General features: G+C 71.5%; 13 protein-coding genes. 1 reads left to right on the top strand and 12 read right to left on the bottom strand.

Translation table 11 applies throughout. From position 1 onward, the window contains the following. The 9 genes from MB828_RS25750 to MB828_RS25710 form a co-directional block, all read right to left on the bottom strand. Positions 1-2310 carry a xanthine dehydrogenase family protein molybdopterin-binding subunit gene (locus MB828_RS25750; RefSeq protein ID WP_301650270.1) on the bottom strand — a complete coding sequence of 770 codons (2310 nt, stop codon included), beginning with the start codon at positions 2308-2310 and terminating at the stop codon, positions 1-3. Continuing rightward, complete coding sequence (locus MB828_RS25745; RefSeq protein ID WP_301650269.1) at positions 2307-4043, bottom strand: 2Fe-2S iron-sulfur cluster-binding protein; 1737 nt, start codon at positions 4041-4043, stop codon at positions 2307-2309. The genes MB828_RS25750 and MB828_RS25745 overlap by 4 nt, the downstream gene beginning before the upstream one ends. Next, a complete protein-coding gene (locus tag MB828_RS25740) occupies positions 4040-4933 on the bottom strand; it encodes an FAD binding domain-containing protein (protein WP_133021621.1) in 894 nt (297 codons plus the stop codon). Before MB828_RS25740 ends, MB828_RS25745 begins: the two co-directional genes overlap by 4 nt. 260 nt (positions 4934-5193) lie before the next feature. Next, positions 5194-6822, bottom strand: coding sequence for a beta-N-acetylhexosaminidase (locus tag MB828_RS25735; RefSeq protein WP_301650268.1), 1629 nt, complete (start codon positions 6820-6822; stop codon positions 5194-5196). A 1-nt stretch (position 6823) separates the two neighbouring features. Next, positions 6824-7669 (bottom strand): carbohydrate ABC transporter permease, encoded by an 846-nt coding sequence (locus tag MB828_RS25730; protein ID WP_301650283.1) that lies wholly within the window; start codon positions 7667-7669, stop codon positions 6824-6826. Between the two features lie 5 nt (positions 7670-7674). Next, the gene (locus MB828_RS25725) at positions 7675-8661 is read right to left on the bottom strand and encodes a carbohydrate ABC transporter permease (protein WP_430381423.1); all 987 of its coding nucleotides are present in this window, start codon (positions 8659-8661) and stop codon (positions 7675-7677) included. Further along, positions 8658-9947: an extracellular solute-binding protein gene (locus MB828_RS25720; RefSeq protein WP_301650266.1), complete on the bottom strand. Its 1290-nt coding sequence runs from the start codon at positions 9945-9947 to the stop codon at positions 8658-8660. The genes MB828_RS25725 and MB828_RS25720 overlap by 4 nt, the downstream gene beginning before the upstream one ends. Before the next feature lie 234 nt (positions 9948-10181). Beyond that, positions 10182-10460, bottom strand: a complete 279-nt coding sequence (locus MB828_RS25715; protein ID WP_133021617.1) for a DUF3039 domain-containing protein — start codon at positions 10458-10460, stop codon at positions 10182-10184. Between the two features lie 29 nt (positions 10461-10489). After that, positions 10490-11062, bottom strand: coding sequence for a YqgE/AlgH family protein (locus tag MB828_RS25710; RefSeq protein ID WP_133021616.1), 573 nt, complete (start codon positions 11060-11062; stop codon positions 10490-10492). 251 nt (positions 11063-11313) lie between these two features. Between MB828_RS25710 and murA the strand changes: the two genes are divergently transcribed. Beyond that, complete coding sequence (murA, locus tag MB828_RS25705; RefSeq protein WP_133021615.1) at positions 11314-12660, top strand: UDP-N-acetylglucosamine 1-carboxyvinyltransferase; 1347 nt, start codon at positions 11314-11316, stop codon at positions 12658-12660. A gap of 167 nt (positions 12661-12827) precedes the next feature. Here the strand turns inward: murA and MB828_RS25700 are convergent, their stop codons facing one another. The 3 genes from MB828_RS25700 to MB828_RS25690 all read right to left on the bottom strand — a co-directional run bounded on the left by MB828_RS25700 (position 12828) and on the right by MB828_RS25690 (position 17463). Continuing rightward, positions 12828-13109: an HU family DNA-binding protein gene (locus MB828_RS25700; protein ID WP_046733427.1), complete on the bottom strand. Its 282-nt coding sequence runs from the start codon at positions 13107-13109 to the stop codon at positions 12828-12830. A 261-nt stretch (positions 13110-13370) separates the two neighbouring features. Next, complete coding sequence (locus MB828_RS25695; RefSeq protein ID WP_301650265.1) at positions 13371-14774, bottom strand: NAD-dependent malic enzyme; 1404 nt, start codon at positions 14772-14774, stop codon at positions 13371-13373. 361 nt (positions 14775-15135) lie between these two features. Continuing rightward, positions 15136-17463, bottom strand: a complete 2328-nt coding sequence (locus MB828_RS25690) for a HelD family protein (RefSeq protein ID WP_301650264.1) — start codon at positions 17461-17463, stop codon at positions 15136-15138. Positions 17464-17483: the final 20 nt, after the last annotated feature.

Raw genomic sequence — 17483 nt, 5'->3', positions numbered from 1 at the left:
TCACTGACCGGTGACCACCGCGGCCTGCGGACGGATCGGCAGGCGGTTGACCGGGCGGCCGGTGGCCGCGCGGACGGCGGAGGCGATGGCCGCGGGGGACGTCACGACCGGTACCGCGCTGACCGACTTGGCGCCGAAGGGGGCCACCACGTCCCGCTCCTCGACCAGTTTGACGATCCGGATGTCGGGCGCGTCCAGGGCGGTCGGCAGGGCGTAGCCGGTGAGGTCGGGATGGCGGATCAGACCGCGCGGGGTGCGCAGGTTCTCCGTCAGGGCGATGCCCACGCCCTGCGTGACACCGGCCTCGATGCGGGCGTTGAGCTGTGCCGGGTTGAGGATCCGGCCGACGTCCTGGGCGACCGCCAGCTCCACCACCCGTACCGAGCCCAGTTCGATGTCGACGTCGACGACCGCGCGGATCGCGCAGAAGGCGAGGCCGACGAAGGCGTCGCCCTGGCCCTCGGCGTTCAGCGGCTCGGTGGGGTGCGGGCGGCACTGTGCGGTGGCCCACAGCTCCTTGCCGTCCAGCGCCTCGGTGACCGTGGTCGACAGGACACCGTCGTACGAGGTGATCTTGCCGTCGGTGATCTGGAGCAGTTCGGTGGACATGCCGAACTTGTGGGCGAGGGGCTGGAGGAGCTGGGTGCGGACCATCTTCGCGGCGCGTTCGACCGCGCCGCCCGAGACCCAGGTGTGGCGGCCGCGGCAGCCGGGGCCCGCCGGCGGCTGGTCGGTGTCGACGGGCGCCACGTGGACCTCGTCGATGCCGAGCGTCTCCTGGACGATCTGCCGGGCCAGCGTGGTGAAGCCCTGGCCGGTCTCCACGGCCGCGCAGAGCACGGTCGCGATGCCGTCGTGGACCTTGACGGTGGCCGTCGAGACCTCGTCGGCGCCCTCCGCGCCGAGCATGTGCACCATGCCGAGGCCGTAGCCGACGCCCCGGCGCACCGCGCCCGGCTCGCCCGCGCCCTCGGGGCCGCCGGGCAGCAGCCACTCGTCCTCGGGGGTGTCCTTGGGGAGCTGCGGCAGCGGGAAGTCCTGGACCGCCTGGAGGAGTTCGGCGACGGGGGCCGGGCAGGTGACGGTCTGGCCGATGGGCAGGACGTCACCGGTCGCGAGCGCGTTGCGCAGGCGGATCTCGGCCGGGTCCAGGCCGAGTTTCTTCGCCAGCTTGTCCATCTGCGCCTCGTAGGCGGCGCACACCTGCATGGCGCCCTCGCCGCGGACGTGACCGGAGGGCGGGTTGTTGGTGCGTACGGCCCAGCCCTCGATGAAGGCGTTCGGGACGACGTAGGGGCCGCAGGCGAAGGAGACGGCGGCGGCCAGGGACTCGGCGGAGGTGTCGGCGTAGGCGCCCGCGTCGAGCAGGATCTGCGCCTCGACCTTGACCAGCCTGCCCTCGGCGTCGGCGTGGTGCCGGTAGCGGAGCAGGGTGGGGTGGCGGTGGGCGTGGCCGAGGAAGGACTCCTCGCGCGTGGCGGTGAGTTTGACCGGGCAGCCGGTCTTCAGGGCGAGCAGCCCGAGCGGCAGCTGGAAGCCCTGGTCCTCGCGGTCGGCGGTGGCGCCGGGCACCCCGGTGACGACGATCTTCACCTGTTCGAGCGACAGGCCGTAGCAGGCGGCGGCCGTGTTGCGGTCGGTGTGCGGGTCGGTGGAGGCCAGGTACAGCTCGACCCCGCCGTCCGGGCGGGGCACGGCGAGGCCGGCCTCGGCGCCGATGGGGGCGGGGTCGGCGCGGCCGATGCGGTACTGGCCCTCGACGACGATCTCGCCGGTCGCGTCCGGGTCGCCGTGCTGGAGCGGGATGTGCCGGATCAGGTTGCCGTCGGGGTGCAGCGGCTCGGCCTCGAAGGACTGCTCGGGGTCGATGACCGGGTCGAGGATCTCGTACTCGACGATGACGGCGGCGGCGGCCATGCGGGCGGTGTCGGGGTGGTCGGCGGCGACGGCGGCGATCGGCTCGCCGTGGTGGCGGACGACCTCCGAGGCGAACACCGGGCGGTCCGGGGTGCCGCGGCCGTGGCGCGGGGTGCCGGGCACGTCCTCGTGGGTGATCACGGCCCGGACGCCGGGCATCTCGCGCGCGTGGCTGGTGTCGATGGACACGATGCGCGCGTGCGGGTGCGGGGAGCGCAGCACGGCCGCCCACAGCAGGCCCTCGGCCCACAGGTCGGCCGCGTACGGGAAGGTGCCCTCGGTCTTCGCGCGCCCGTCCGCGGGCGGCAGCGACACGCCGAGGCCGTGCGGCGGCTCGGGTGCGGCGGCGGGGGCCTCCGCGGCGGTGGTCGTGGTGACGGTCTCGTTGGTCACGCCTGGCCTCCGTCCGGGCCGTAGGGCTGGTCGTCGTAACCCTGGCCTTGATCGCCGAACGTCTGGTTGCCACCGAACGTCTGGTTGCCACCGAAGGACTGATCGGGGTTGAACGACTGGTTCCCGCCGAACGACTGATCGGGGTCGAACGACTGGTTGCCACCGAACGTCCGGTTCCCGCCGAAGGACTGGTCGGCGTCGAACGACTGGTTGCCACCGAAGGACTGGTTGCCGCCGAAGGACTGGTCGTACGACTGCTCGTGCGGGACCCGGATGCCCGCGCCGAAGGTGCCCGGGGAGTCGAACGCCGAGGCGTTGACGCCGCCGGCGCCCGGTCCCGCCTGGTGCGGGATACGGGCCTCGTCGCCGTCCGTCCCGGCGTCGGCGGCGGCGTGTGCCTCGCGCTCGGCGACGACGTCCTGGACGGCGTCCAGGACGCCCCGGTAGCCGGAGCAGCGGCAGAGGTTGCCGCACAGGGCCTGCCGGGTCTCCAGCTCGGTCGGGGCCGGGTTGCCCTCCAGCAGGTCGTGGAGGGTCATCGCCATGCCGGGGATGCAGAAGCCGCACTGGACCGCTCCGCAGCGGGCGAGGGCGCGCTGGACGTCGGAGGGCCGGCCGTCCTGGGCGAGGCCCTCCACGGTGCGTACCTCGCTGCCGGCCGCGGTCACGGCCGGGACCAGGCAGGAGGCCACGAGACGGCCGTCGACCTGGACGTTGCAGGCGCCGCACTCGCCCTGCGAGCAGCCGTCCTTGGCGCCGGCCAGGCCGAGGCGCTCGCGCAGGACGTAGAGCAGGGACTCGCCGATCCAGGCGTCGGTGACGGGGCGGTCCGTGCCGTTGACCCGCAGGACGTAGGAGGCGAGGGGGTGGTCGTCGACCGCCTCGGTCCCGCTCTCGTCGAGTTCGGTCCCGTCCGCACCGCCGGTGTGGTTTTCGTCGTCGGGTGCGTCCGTTTCGGCCCGCTCCCCGACCGCATCCGGTTCACCGGTTCCGCCCGGACCGTCGGCCGCCGCGGGCTCGTGGGCGTGCTCGTGGCCGTGCTCGTGGGCCGCCGCCGCGGGCGGCCGGCCCGTTTCGGAGGGTCCGCCCGTTTCGCCCTCCTCGGCACCGCCGGCCACAGGCGGGCCGTCAGCGGGCCCGGGGGCGTGGGCAGCGGGCGGAGTGGGGTCGTGCCGCGACGGGGCGCCAGCGGGGGCTCCAGGGGCCTCCGCGGGGTGCTCCCAGGTCTGGGCCTCTGTCGCCCAGGGGGCGGGGGCGCCGCCCGGGAGGGTCGCCGGGGGTGTGCCGCCCCACTGCTCCATGAGCGCGGATGTGGTGAACTCGCCGGATTCGTCCGGAGTATCGCCGCTTGCGACCGGAATCGACCACTGCCCGGTCACATCGTGACCGGGCGCGGGCGGCGGTTCCTCGTACGTCCACTGCTGCGTCGAGGCGGGGTTGTACGTGAACCGGTCGCCGCCGGACTGCTCCTGGGGGACCGCGCCGGGGTCGGGCCACCGGCCGCCCTCGCCCGGCGCGCCCCAGGTCTCGCTCTCCGGAGCGGCCGCTATCTGCGGCGGTACGTAACCGTGTCCGGGCGCGGCCAGCGGACTGTCACCGGACAGCAGGGCCTCGATGCCGCCCTCGGGGAGCTTCACGAACGCGGTCGCACCGTCGTCGTAGTCGCCCTGGGGCAGCGGGTCCCACCGGCCGCCGCCGGAGGACGCATCCTCCGCGTGCTGGTCGTCGGTCATGACAGCGCCCTCCCCAGTGCTCGTCGGGCCAGCGCGGCGACGGTGCGCCGCAGGTGCAGTACGGCGGGCGGAAGCGCGGGCACCGAGCCGTCGGGCTCGGGGGCCGGGTCCGGGATGCAGGCGGCCGCCACGTACTCGCCGAACGCGGCCAGCGCCTCCGGGACGAGCGCCCGGTCGTTGTCCCAGTCGATGAGCCTGGCCACCCACTGCTCGGCCTCCAGGGGCCGCAGCGGCATCGGCGCTATGGCACCGACGGCGCATCTGACGCCGCGCCGCGCGGGGTCGAGGACCAGCGCCACGGAGGCCACCGAGCGGCCAGGACCGGTGCGCCCGGTCGCCTTCAGGAAGACCTGCGGGGCGTGCAGCAGCGGCACCCGCACGAAGCCGATCAGCTCGCCCGCGCGGAGCATCTCGACGCCGGCCAGCAGGTGCGACACCGGGATCTCCCGGCGGGACCCGCCGGGCCCCGCGATGATCAGCGTCGCCTCCAGGGCGGCGAGGACCGGCAGCGCGTCGCCGGTGGGCGCGGCCGTGGCGATGTTGCCGCCCAGGGTGCCCGCGTTGCGGATGTGCGGCGGACCGGCGGCCCGCGCGGCGGCGGCGAGCGCCGGGATCAGCGCGGCGAAGTCGGGGCGCCCCATGCGCGCGTGCGTGAGGCCGGCGCCGAGCAGCGCGTTGCCGTCCTGGTACTGCCAGCCGCGGATCTCGCTGATCCGGCCGAGGCCGACGAGCGCGGCGGGCCGCAGCTGCCCGGAGTTGACGGCGGCCATCAGATCGGTGCCGCCGGCCACGGGGACCGCGGCGGGCATGTCGGTGAGGGCCGCCACTGCCTCGTTCAGTGTCGTGGGCAGCGTGACGGACTGCCCCGCCTGCGGTGCGTGCGTGGTCAAAACCGGCTGCCCCTTCCCGCTGCCCCACCTGGTCCCACCTGTGTGGCCGTACGGTACGTGCTCACAGGGCGGACGTGGCAACTCTGGCACATCTTCGCAAGCCTCGAACGCACGGGTCCGCTAGGAGGCATTCGCCCACCTCACCGGCGACATGGGCCGTTTTTGCACGCCATCGCCGGTGAGTCCCGATTGACACTCTTCGGTGACCCTTGAGGTCTTTTTCCATTACGCGTTCGGGGCGGGGAGCTGACGGGCGAGGGCTACCGGTTCGGGGGCGGGCCGTCGATCGGGCGCCCCGGCACCCCCGGGCGACGCTGCCAGGGCAGGGGTCCGGCCGGTGGCCGGTAGGCGACCCCGAGGGCGTCGAGCCGCCGGTAGTGGGCGGCCATACGGCGCTCGAAGCCGGCGAAGTCCCGTTCCGGAGGGGGCGGCAGCGCGCTCCAGGCGACCTCGGCGAAGGCGGCCAGCCGGGGGAACGCCTGGTAGTCCACGCGCGCGTGGTCCTCCATCACCTCGGTCCAGAGGTTGGCCTGGGTGCCCAGGATCCGGCGCGCCTGGGATTCGTCGAGCCCCGGTGGAACGGGCTCGAACCGATACACGTCCTCCAGGGTGCGCACATATCCGATCGGTACCGGCTCGTCCGCGCCGTCCGCCTGCCGGTGGTCCAGATACACGTGCTGCTCGGGACACATGACGACGTCGTGGCCGGCCCGCGCGGCCGCGATCCCGCCGCCGTAACCGCGCCACGACGCCACGGCCGCGCCCTCGGCGACACCGCCCTCCAGGATCTCGTCCCAGCCGATCAGTCTGCGCCCGCGCGCGGAGAGCCACTTCGCGAAGTGGCCGACGAACCACGCCTGCAACTCGTCCTCTCCGGCGAGCCCGAGTTCCTTGATGCGGGCCTGCGCCACCGGGGATGCCCGCCACTGGTCCTTGAGGCATTCGTCGCCGCCGACGTGAATGAACTCCGACGGGAACAGCTCCAGCACTTCCTCGAACACCCCCTCGTAGAAGCGCAGGGTGTTGTCAGTGGGGGCGAGTACGTTCGGAGAGATCCCCCAGGTGTCCCAGACCGTCAGGGAGGCGGTGTCGATGACATCGGTGTTGCCGAGTTCCGGATACGCGGCGATGGCGGCCTGCGAGTGCCCCGGTACGTCGATTTCGGGGACGACCGTGATATGCCGCTCGGCCGCGTAGGCGACGATCTCCCGGATGTCGTCCTGGGTGTAGTGGCCGCCGTGGGGCTTCTCCTCCCACAGTGGTGAGGCCCGGTGGCCGAATTTCGTGCGGGGCCGCCAGGAGCCGACCTCGGTGAGCCGGGGATACCGCTCGATCCGGATGCGCCACCCCTGGTCGTCCGTCAGATGGAAGTGGAAGACGTTGAGTTTGTGCGCCGCCATGAGATCGAGGTAGCGCAGGACGCCTTCCTTCGGCATGAAGTGCCGGGCGACGTCGAGCATGAGGCCGCGCCAGGGGAATCGTGGCGCGTCCTGAAGGCCGCACAACGGCAGCCGCCGGGAACCGCCGGGCAGCGGGGCACGCCGGAAGGCGTCGGGGCCGAGCAGCTGACGCAGCGTCTGGGCGCCCCAGAAGAGCCCGGCGGGCCCGCCGCCGGCCACCCGCACACCGGTGGGCGCGACCGTGAGGCGGTAGCCCTCCGCACCGAGCTCCGCGGTGACCGCCGGATCGACGGAGAGCCGTATGACGTTGTCGTCCGCGCTTCCGCCCGGCGGCAGCGGCAGTCCGGTGGCCGCCCCCAGCGTGCCGCGCAGCCAGCGCTCGGTACGCTCCGCGCCCTCCCCCGCCGCGAGTCCGGTGCCGGCGTCCAGTTCGAAGAAACCGTCCCCGTGGGACAGCACGTCCAGAGGTTCGGGAATCACATCCACCACGTCACTCCTTGACCGCTCCGGCCAGTCCTGAGACCAGCCTCCGCTGTACGAGAACGAAGAACACCAGCACCGGAATCGTCATCACCGTGGAGGCCGCCATGACCCCGCCCCAGTCCGGGTCGTCCGGCTTGAAGAACACCAGCAGCGCCATCGGCAGCGTGGACTGCGAAGTGTCGCTGATGATGAAGGACTTGGCGAAGAGGAAGTCGTTCCAGGCCGAGATGAAGGAAAACACGCTCGTGGCCACCAGCCCCGGCAGGACGAGCGGGAAAAGGATCTGCCAGAGAAAGCGCGCACGGCTCGCCCCGTCGATGTACGCGGCCTCCTCCAGCGCCTCGGGCACCCCTTTCACGAACCCCCGCAGCATCCAGATCGCGAAGGGCAGCGAGAAGGCGATGTGGGGCAGGATCAGCGAGCCCAGCGTGTTCAGCAGACCGAGGTTCCGCAGCTGGAAGAACAACGGGATGGCGAGGGCCTCCACGGGCACCATCTGGGCCACCAGAAACATGATCAGCAGGGTGGTCCGGAAGCGGAACCGGAATCGGGTCACGGCGGTCGCCGCGAGAAAGGCGACGAGCCCCGAGACGACCACCACACTGCCGGCGACGACGAGACTGTTGACGAAGTAGCGGCCGAATTCCTGCTGCCCGAACACCCGCCGGAAGGAGTCGAAGGACGGCGCGAGCGTCCACGGCCGGGGCCGGCCGGACTCGATCTCGCCGGCCGGTCTGAAGGCGCCCAGCACCATCCAGTACAGCGGGAAGGCGACGACGACGGCGATCACCAGGGCCGCCGCCTCGGCAGCCGTCCGCCCCGGCCGGCGCCCGAACCCGCGCACAAGATTCACCACGGTCACAGCTCCTCCCCCTGCCGGCGCAGCAGCCGCAGGTACACCAGGGTCACGGCGAGCAGGACCAGCAGCGTGACGACACCGATGGCGGCGCCCAGCCCGTACTGCGAGGAGGCGAAGGCCTGCTGGTAGGCGTAGACGTTCAGCACCAGGTTCTGCCCGGCGATACCGCCCCCGCCGGTCATCACGTAGATCTGGGTGAACACCTTGAAGTCCCAGATCACCGACTGGATGGTGACGACCGTCAGGACCGGCCGCAGCATCGGCGCCAGCACCGACCGCCAGACCCGCCACTGCGAGGCCCCGTCCAGCGCGGCGGCCTCCAGCACCTCGGACGGCACGGCCCGGATCCCGGCGTACACGGTGACCATGACGAACGGGAACGAGCACCACACCACTTCGAGCAGCACCAGGAGGAAGGCGCTGTACCGCCCGTACGTCCAGGAGTGGTCACCCAGTCCGAGGACCCGGTTGACGGGCCCGAAGTCCGGGTCGAAGAGAAACAGCCAGACCGTCGACCCGGTGACGGCCGGGGTCGCCCAGGCCCCCAGCGCGGCCAGCATCAGCACCAGCCGGGGCAGCGCCCGCACCCGCGTGAGCAGCACCGCGAGCGCGCAGCCGACGGCGAGCGTCGACAGGACACAGGCGGCGGCGAAGAGGACGGTGGCCAGCAGGACCGACCAGAACTGCTCGTCGCCGAAGACGGCCGCGTAGTTGTCGACTCCGACGAAGGCGGTGGGTTCCCCGCCGCTGACCTGGGCCTGGGTGTACCGGAAGACCGAGATCAGCCCCAACTGATAGATGGGGTAAAGAAGCAGCCCTCCGAGGATCACGAGAGCGGGGGCGAGATACAGCCAGGGGTGCCACCCGGCGCCCCCGAAGGGGCGCGGGGCTGTATCGCATTTGCGGCTGCCGCCGCGTGGGCGCGACAAGCCACGACGCGCCCACACCCGCGAAGGCCCCGCAGCCCTCACCCCGGTGGGCGTCATCCCGCCGCCCCGAACGCCGAGTCCATCTTCTTCGCCGCTTCCTCGGACGCCCCCGCCACGCTCTTCTTGCCGCTGACGACCTCCTGGAACATCGTCGGCAGCACCAGCGAGGAATCGATCCCCGACCAGCCGGCCGACGCGGGCACGAACTTCGCCCCCGCGGCCAGCGTCGCCACGAACGGCTTGACGAACGGCTCCTTGACGGCCGCCTGCTTCCGCACGTCCGTGAACGTCGGCAGGAACCCCATGGCGTCGAACATCGAGGCCTGTGTCCTCTTCGAGGTCAGCTCTTCCATCAGCTGGACCGCCAGCGTGCGGTGCGTCGTGCTCTTCAGCACGCCGATGTTGTTGCCGCCCGCGAAGGCCGGCGCGATCGAGCCTGCCGTGACCCCCGGCAGCGGCACCACCGCGTACTTCCCCTTCACCGCCCCCGCCTCCACCGCCGCATGGCTGAAGTCGCCCCCGATCGCCATGCCCGCCTTGCCCGCGGCGAACGCGGTGATCGTGTCGTTGCCGCCGAAGCCGGCGCACTTGGCGGCCGGACAGTTGTCGTCGCCGAACAGCGACGTGTACTCCTTGATGCCCTTCTGGGCGGCGGCGCTGTCGATCGCCGAGACGTACGAGCCCCCCTTGGCCGTGGCGAGTTCGCCGCCGTTGGCCCAGATGAAGGGCATCGCGCCATAGGTGTAGGCACCGCCGACGACGAGGCCGTACAGGCCTGGCTCGGCCTTGCGGACGGCACGGGCCGTGGACGCCAGTCCGGCCAGGGTCCTCGGCGGCTTCAGGCCGAGCTTCTCGAAGACGTCGGTCCGGTAGTAGAGGGCGCGGACCCCGACGTAGAAGGGGGCGCCGTAGACCTTGCCGGCGACGGTGACGGACTGCTTCGCCGTCGGGTCGGTGTCCTTGGCCGCGGGCCAGGCGCCGAACTCCTTCGTGACGTCGAGGAGTCCGCCGTCGTGGACGTAACCGGCGGTGTCGGTGTTGCCGTACTCCATGACGTCCGGTGCGGATCCGGGGTCGTTGAACGCGGCCTTGACGCGCTGTGCGCGCGTGTCGACCGGGATGTACTCGACGTCGACACGGGTGCCCTGGTGCGCCTTCTCGAAGCCGGCGACGACCGAGTCGACGACCTTCTGCTTCGGCTCGTTGCCGACCTCCTGGAAGAGCCACACCCGCAGGGTGCCGCTCTTGTCGTCCTTGTCGGACGCGGAGTCGGTGGAGGTCCCGGGGGCGCAGGCGGCCAGGAACAGGGCGGCGACGAGGAACGCGGGGACGGGGAACTTCATGGAGTGACCCTCCGGAGCGCACTGAGACATCGGACGGCGTTGCAACATATGCAATGCCGGTTTCGCTCTGCACAACACCACGGAGGTTAAGGACAACATGAACATGCCGACAAGAGGTCTCGACCACTCTGTGACCAGGGCACGCACCCCGTGCAACGCACGGACACGACAAAGGCCCCGAAGCACGCCAAAGCGCGCTCGGGGCCTCAGAGAGCCGAGCTGGAGAGCGGTGGGCTACTTGTCCTTGCCCTCGTCGTCGCCGCCGCCGCTCATGGACTCGTAGATCTCCTTGCACATGGGACACACGGGGTACTTCTTCGGGTCCCGGCCCGGCACCCACACCTTGCCGCACAGCGCCACGACGGGGGTGCCGTCGAGCGCGCTCGCCATGATCTTGTCCTTCTGGACGTAGTGGGCGAAGCGCTCGTGGTCGCCGTCGCCATGGGACACCTGCGGCGTCGGCTCTACGAGGGTCCCCGTACCAGTCCCGCGCTCGGGCTCAAGAGTGCTCATGCGGCCAAGGGTACCGAGGCCCGCACGAATCAGTTGAGCGAAGGGTCGTCGGGGTACGTGGCCACCATCGCGAGCTCGTTGCGCTGGCGGCGCAGTACCTCGCGCCAGAGCCGTTCGGGGGACGGGGAGGAGACGTCGCCGGGTTCGGACTCGACGACGTACCAGGCGCCCTCCACCAGTTCGTCCTCCAGCTGACCGGGGCCCCATCCCGCGTAACCGGCGAAGATCCTCAGGGAGCCGAGGGCCGAGGCGAGCAGTTCCGGCGGCGCCTCCAGGTCGACCAGACCGATCGCGCCGTGCACCCGGCGCCAGCCGAGCGGGGCGCGGTCGCCGCTCGCACCGCCCGGGATGACCGCGACGCCGAGCGCGGAGTCCAGCGACACCGGGCCGCCCTGGAAGACGACCCCGGGCTCACCGGCGAGGGCGGCCCAGCCTTCCAGGATGTCCCCGACGCCCACCGGGGTGGGCCGGTTGAGGACGACACCGAGGGAGCCCTCCTCGTCGTGGTCGAGAAGGAGCACCACCGCGCGGTCGAAGTTCGGGTCCGCCAGGGCGGGCGTGGCCACGAGCAGCCGCCCTGTGAGCGAGGACACCTCGGTCATGCCAGACATGATCCCGCATCTTCCCGTCCGGTGGGGAGCCAATCGGGGTGTGCGAGTGAACGCAGCTCAGGGTGGACGGAAGCGTCCACGGCGCACGGTGACGGCCGGTGACCCCTCGTGCCCGAGAAGAAACGGTTCGTGTTGTGACACAGCTATGACGTAGCTGGGCGGTACTTGGGCTTACGGCAGGGGGCCGATGGGCGATTACTCTGTCTCTCCAGCCCTGCCCAACTCCACGGAACGCGAGATCCATGACCGTCAACGGCTCTGACGACGTACTGCTTGTCCATGGCGGCACCCCGCTGGAGGGCGAGATCCGGGTCCGCGGTGCGAAGAACCTCGTACCGAAGGCCATGGTCGCCGCACTGCTGGGCAGTGCGCCGAGTCGGCTGCGCAACGTTCCCGACATCCGTGACGTGCGGGTCGTACGCGGTCTGCTGCAACTGCACGGGGTGACGGTACGGCCGGGCGAGGAACCCGGTGAGCTGGTGCTCGACCCGACGTACGTGGAAAGCGCGAACGTCGCTGACATCGATGCCCACGCCGGGTCCAGCCGGATCCCGATCCTGTTCTGCGGTCCGCTGCTGCACCGGCTCGGGCACGCGTTCATCCCCGGGCTCGGCGGCTGTGACATCGGCGGCCGGCCGATCGACTTCCACTTCGACGTGCTGCGGCAGTTCGGCGCGACCATCGAGAAGCGCGCGGACGGCCAGTACCTGGAGGCCCCCAAGGGGCTGCGCGGCACGAAGATCGCGCTGCCCTACCCGTCCGTCGGCGCGACCGAGCAGGTGCTGCTGACGGCCGTACTCGCCGAGGGCGTCACGGAGTTGTCGAACGCGGCCGTCGAGCCGGAGATCGAGGACCTCATCTGCGTGCTGCAGAAGATGGGCGCGATCATCGCGATCGACACCGACCGCACGATCCGCATCACCGGTGTGGACAAGCTCGGCGGCTACACCCACCGCGCCCTGTCGGACCGGCTGGAGGCGGCGTCCTGGGCGTCGGCGGCGCTGGCGACCGAGGGCAACATCTACGTCCGGGGCGCCCAGCAGCGCTCGATGATGACGTTCCTGAACACCTACCGGAAGGTGGGCGGTGCCTTCGAGATCGACGACGAGGGCATCCGCTTCTGGCACCCCGGCGGCCAGCTGAAGTCCATCGCGCTGGAGACGGACGTGCACCCGGGCTTCCAGACCGACTGGCAGCAGCCGCTCGTGGTCGCCCTGACCCAGGCGACGGGCCTGTCCATCGTCCACGAGACGGTGTACGAGTCCCGCCTCGGCTTCACCTCGGCGCTCAACCAGATGGGCGCGCACATCCAGCTCTACCGCGAGTGCCTGGGCGGCTCCGCCTGCCGCTTCGGCCAGCGCAACTTCCTGCACTCGGCGGTCGTCTCGGGACCGACCCGCCTCCAGGGCGCCGACCTGGTCATCCCCGACCTCCGGGGCGGCTTCTCGTACCTCATCGCCGCCCTCGCCGCCCAGGGCACGTCCCGGGTCCACGGCATCGACCTCATCAACCGCGGCTACGAGAACTTCATGGAGAAGCTCGTCGAACTGGGCGCGAAGGTCGAACTCCCGGGCAAGGCACTCGGCTGACCCCAGCCTCCCCGCCCCGCGCCGGAGCAACACCCCCCGGCCGGGGGTCCGGGGGTAGGCGCTCGTAGTGGTTCTGGTACGACGACGGGGCGGCCCCCTGGTGGAGGGGCCGCCCCGTCGTCGTTCCTACGTGCCGTATGCCGTCCCGTGGCTTACGGACGGCAAGGTCACTTGCCCTTCGCGGCTTCCTTGAGCTTCGAGCCCGCGGAGACCTTCACGCTGTAGCCGGCGGGGATGTTGATCGGCTCGCCGGTCTGCGGGTTGCGCGCGGTACGAGCGGCACGGTGGGTGCGCTCGAAGGTCAGGAAGCCGGGGATGGTGACCTTCTCGTCGCCCTTGGAGACGATGTCGCCGACGACGTCGGCGAACGCGGCCAGCACGGCGTCGGCGTCCTTGCGAGTCACCTCGGCACGGTCGGCCAGCGCGGCCACCAGCTCACTGCGGTTCATGTTGTTACTCCCGTGTTCTTCTTGCCATTGAGGCGTGCCACGCGGCGGAGCCGCATGTTGGGCCGGGACGCATCCTGCCCCCACCTGCGGCGGGAACGCCAATCCGGGTGCCGCCAATACCCTACGGCTGGGCCGAAGGGGGGGTTTCACGACGCGCCGGATGTATGGCGTGGCAAGTTTCACAGTTGTTTGCCCGGGCGGGGCTCCGGGTGCCTCCCGGAGGAGGCCGGTCGCGCCGTTCCCCACACCCCTGACGGGCGCCTACGCGCCCTTCGCCGCCTCCCGGACCGCGCCCGCCACCGCCCCGGCGACCTTCTCGTTGAAGACGCTGGGGATGATGTAGTTCGGGTTCAGTTCGTCCTCCGTCACCACGTCGGCGAGGGCCTTCGCGGCCGCGAGCATCATGTCAGTGTTCACCGTACGGGACTGGGCGTCCAGGAGGCCGCGGAAGACACCCGGGAAGACCAGCACGTTGTTGATCTGGTTGGGGAAGTCGGAGCGGCCGGTGGCCACCACGGCGGCCGTCTGGCGGGCGATCGCCGGGTCGACCTCAGGGTCGGGGTTCGCGAGTGCGAACACGATCGCACCGTCGGCCATGGCGGCGACGTCGTCCCCGTCGAGGATGTTCGGGGCGGAGACGCCGATGAAGACGTCGGCGCCGCGCACGGCCTCCTTGAGGCTGCCGGTGAGGCCCTCGGGGTTGGTGTTGTCGGCGATCCAGCGCAGCGGCGAGTCGGCCGGGGCGTCGACCAGGTCCTCGCGGGCGGAGTGCACGACACCGCGGATGTCGGCCACGACGGCGTTCTTCACGCCGGCCGCGATCAGCAGCTTGAGGATGGCCGTGCCGGCCGCGCCGGCGCCGGACATGACGACCCGGATGTTCTCGATCGCCTTGCCGGTGCAGCGAAGTGCGTTCGTCAGGGCGGCGAGGACGACGATCGCGGTGCCGTGCTGGTCGTCGTGGAAGACGGGGATGTCGAGGGCCTCGCGCAGACGCGCCTCGATCTCGAAGCAGCGGGGCGCGGAGATGTCCTCCAGGTTGATGCCCGCGAAGCCCGGGGCGATCGCCTTGACGATCTCGACGATCGCGTCGGTGTCCTGGGTGTCGAGGCACAGCGGCCAGGCGTCGATGCCCGCGAACCGCTTGAAGAGGGCCGCCTTGCCCTCCATGACCGGGAGGGCGGCCTTGGGGCCGATGTTGCCGAGGCCGAGGACCGCGGAGCCGTCCGTCACGACCGCAACGGAGTTGCGCTTGATGGTGAGGCGGCGCGCGTCCTCGGGGTTCTCCGCGATCGCCATGCACACGCGGGCCACGCCCGGGGTGTAGATCATGGAGAGGTCGTCACGGTTGCGGATGGGGTGCTTCGACGCCATCTCGATCTTGCCGCCGAGGTGCATCAGGAAGGTACGGTCGGAGACCTTGCCGAGGGTGACGCCCTCGATCTGGCGGAGCTGCTCGACGATCTGGTCGGCGTGCGCGGTCGAGGAGGCCGCGATGGTGACGTCGATACGGAGCTTCTCGTGGCCGGACGCGGTGACGTCGAGGCCGGTGACCGAGCCTCCGGAGGACTCCACGGCGGTGGTGAGCTGCGAGACGGCCGTTCCGCTCGCGGGCACCTCCAGCCGGATGGTCATCGAGTAGGAGACGCTGGGCGCCGTTGCCATGGCCGACTTCCTTCGTTGTTTCACCGTGTCGCTGGTTTTGCCGTCCGATCGTCGCACCTACCGCCGGGTAGGCGGTAGCCGGGCCTGATTACGTGCGTATTGTTCGCGCGAAAAGGGGCCCACGTCACACAGTGACGTGGGCCCCTTCTACGTTCATGACACCGACCCGCCATGCTCGCCTCGCGGCAAGTGGTCGCTCGCAGCGACGAAGGTTGGGCCCGGGGGCTTGGATCGAGCCGGTGTCACGACAAGGCTAACAAACAGATCCCGTTCGGCCATTCCCGTCCGCCGACTTCACAGGAAACCTCCAGCCGAACGGGTCCCCGGGCGCCCCCGGACTCAGTCCCGGGCGCCCCCGGGCTCAGTCCCTGAGCAGGTCGGGCACCCCGGACGCGTCCGGTTCGTCACGTTCCGCGGAGACCACCGTCAGCTGCTGGGTCGCCCGGGTGAGGGCCACGTACAGCACGCGCAGCCCGGCCGGGGACTCGTCGGCGATCTCCGCGGGCGAGACGACGACCGTCGCGTCGTACTCCAGGCCCTTGGCCTCCAGGCTGCCGAGGGCCACCACCCGGTCGCCGAGCCCGGCGAGCCAGCGGGCGGCCTCCGCGCGCCGGTCCATGGCGACGACCACGCCGACCGTGCCGTCGACCAGGCCGAGCAGCCGCTCCGCTTCCGCGCGCACGGTCTTCTCCAGGGAGTCGCGCACCACCGTGAAGCGGGGTTCGACCCCGGTGGAGCGGACCGCCGAGGGGGACTTGGAGCCGGGCATGGCGAGGGCCAGCACCTTGGCCGCGAGCTCGGCGATCTCCGCCGGGTTGCGGTAGTTGACGGTGAGCTCGAAGCGGCGGCGCGGACGGGAGCCGAGCGCCTCGTCGCGGGCCTCGGCCGCCTCGTCGGGGTCGGACCAGGAGGACTGGGCGGGGTCGCCGACGACCGTCCAGGTGGCGTGCCGGCCCCGGCGGCCGACCATCCGCCACTGCATCGGGGTCAGATCCTGGGCCTCGTCGACGATGACGTGGGCGTACTCGACGCGCTCCTGGGCGAGCCGTTCGGCGCGCTCGCGCTGGGACTCCTCACGGACCGGCATCAGCTCCTCCAGGCCGGTGAGCTGGTCCAGCGGGTCCGCCTCGCGCTTGCGCTTCGGGCGGGCGGGGGCGCCGAGGATGGCCTGGAGCTCGTCGAGCATGGCGATGTCGTGGACCGTGTGGCCGTCCCGCCGCAGGGAGCGGGCCACCCGGCGGATCTCGCCGGGGTTGAGGACGCGGCGCGCCCAGCGGCCGAGGCGTCTCTCGTCGGCCATGGCGGCGAGGACGGACCGCGGGGTGAGCTCGGGCCACCAGGCGTCCAGGAACTCGATGAAGGGGTCCTCGGTGAGGATGTCCTCGTCGAAGGAGGAGCGCAGTTCGGCGGCGAGTTCCGGGTCGGTGTGCCGGCCGCCCGCGCCGGAGCGGGCCCACAGGGCGTCGAGGAGCAGCTTGCGGGCGCGCGGGCGGAGCAGGTTGACCGGCGCGGTGCCGCCCAGCGCGTTCTGCCTGATGCGGTCGAGTTCCGGGGCCTCCAGCTCCAGGCGGCGGCCGAAGGCGACCACCCTGAGCCGGGTCGGCGAGTCGTTCAGCTCCAGGGCACCGCGGGCGGCCTTGCGCAGCACCCGGAGCATCCGGGAGGAGCCCTTGGCGCGGGCGGTGGCCGGGGTGTCGTAGAGGGTGGCCTCGACGCCGTCGACCAGGGAGCCGATGGCACGGATGGCGACCTGGCCCTCCTCGCCGAGGGACGGCAGGACGCCCTCGGTGTAGGCGACGAGGAGCGGGGTCGGGGAGACGATCAGGATGCCGCCCGCGTAGCGGCGCCGGTCCTGGTAGAGCAGGTAGGCGGCGCGGTGCAGGGCGACGGCGGTCTTGCCGGTGCCGGGGCCGCCCTCGACGTAGGTGACGGAGGCGGCGGGGGCGCGGATGACCAGGTCCTGCTCGGCCTGGATGGAGGCGACGATGTCCCGCATGGTGTGGCCGCGGGCCTGGCCGAGGGCGGCCATCAGGGCGCCGTCGCCGATGACGGGCAGCGTGTCGCCGTCCAGGAAGGCGGTGAGCTCGGGGCGCATCAGGTCGTCCTCGACACCGAGGACGCGGCGGCCCTTGGAGCGGATGACCCGGCGTCGTACGACACGCCCGGGATCCACCGGAGTGGACCTGTAGAAGGGGGCCGCGGCGGGGGCCCGCCAGTCGATGACCAGGGGCGCGTAGTCCTGGTCGAGGACGCCGATGCGGCCGATGTGCAGGGTCTCGGCGATGTCGGCGGTGTTGTCGGCGCGGACCGCGCCGTCGGCGGGTTCGACGGCGGTGTAGGCGCCGTCGGGGCCCTTCTTGCCGTCCTTGCCGAGGAGCAGGTCGATCCGGCCGAAGAGGAAGTCCTCGAACTCGTTGTTCAGCCGGTTCAGGTGGACGCCGGCCCGGAAGACCTGGGCGTCCCGCTCCGCGAGCGCTCCGGGCGTGCCTACCTGACCGCGCTGCGCCGCGTCGTTCATCAGGAACTCGGCCTCGTGGATCTTCTCCTCGAGGCGCCGGTAGACCCGGTCGAGATGTTCCTGTTCGACGCAGATCTCACGGTCCCGAACGGAGTCCTGGACCGTGTCCTGGACGGTGTCCTGTTCGGAGCGGTGAGAGCCGACCGCGGATTGTTGAGCCTGAGCGGCCACCGGGCCCCCTTCTGACGTGC

Origin of the sequence: Streptomyces arenae (genome assembly GCF_022343545.1) — a bacterium.
GTDB classification, from domain to species: domain Bacteria; phylum Actinomycetota; class Actinomycetes; order Streptomycetales; family Streptomycetaceae; genus Streptomyces; species Streptomyces humi.
Note: the sequence above shows the minus strand (reverse complement) of the source record. Positions and strands in the feature narration are given on the sequence as shown.

Coding starts and splice junctions, on each gene's coding strand:
- MB828_RS25720 (WP_301650266.1), bottom strand. CDS start 9,947: ATGAAGTTCCCCGTCCCCGCGTTCCTCGTCGCCGCCCTGTTCCTGGCC.
- murA (WP_133021615.1), top strand. CDS start 11,314: ATGACCGTCAACGGCTCTGACGACGTACTGCTTGTCCATGGCGGCACC.
- MB828_RS25700 (WP_046733427.1), bottom strand. CDS start 13,109: ATGAACCGCAGTGAGCTGGTGGCCGCGCTGGCCGACCGTGCCGAGGTG.
- MB828_RS25715 (WP_133021617.1), bottom strand. CDS start 10,460: ATGAGCACTCTTGAGCCCGAGCGCGGGACTGGTACGGGGACCCTCGTA.
- MB828_RS25710 (WP_133021616.1), bottom strand. CDS start 11,062: ATGACCGAGGTGTCCTCGCTCACAGGGCGGCTGCTCGTGGCCACGCCC.
- MB828_RS25745 (WP_301650269.1), bottom strand. CDS start 4,043: ATGACCGACGACCAGCACGCGGAGGATGCGTCCTCCGGCGGCGGCCGG.
- MB828_RS25695 (WP_301650265.1), bottom strand. CDS start 14,774: ATGGCAACGGCGCCCAGCGTCTCCTACTCGATGACCATCCGGCTGGAG.
- MB828_RS25725 (WP_430381423.1), bottom strand. CDS start 8,661: ATGACGCCCACCGGGGTGAGGGCTGCGGGGCCTTCGCGGGTGTGGGCG.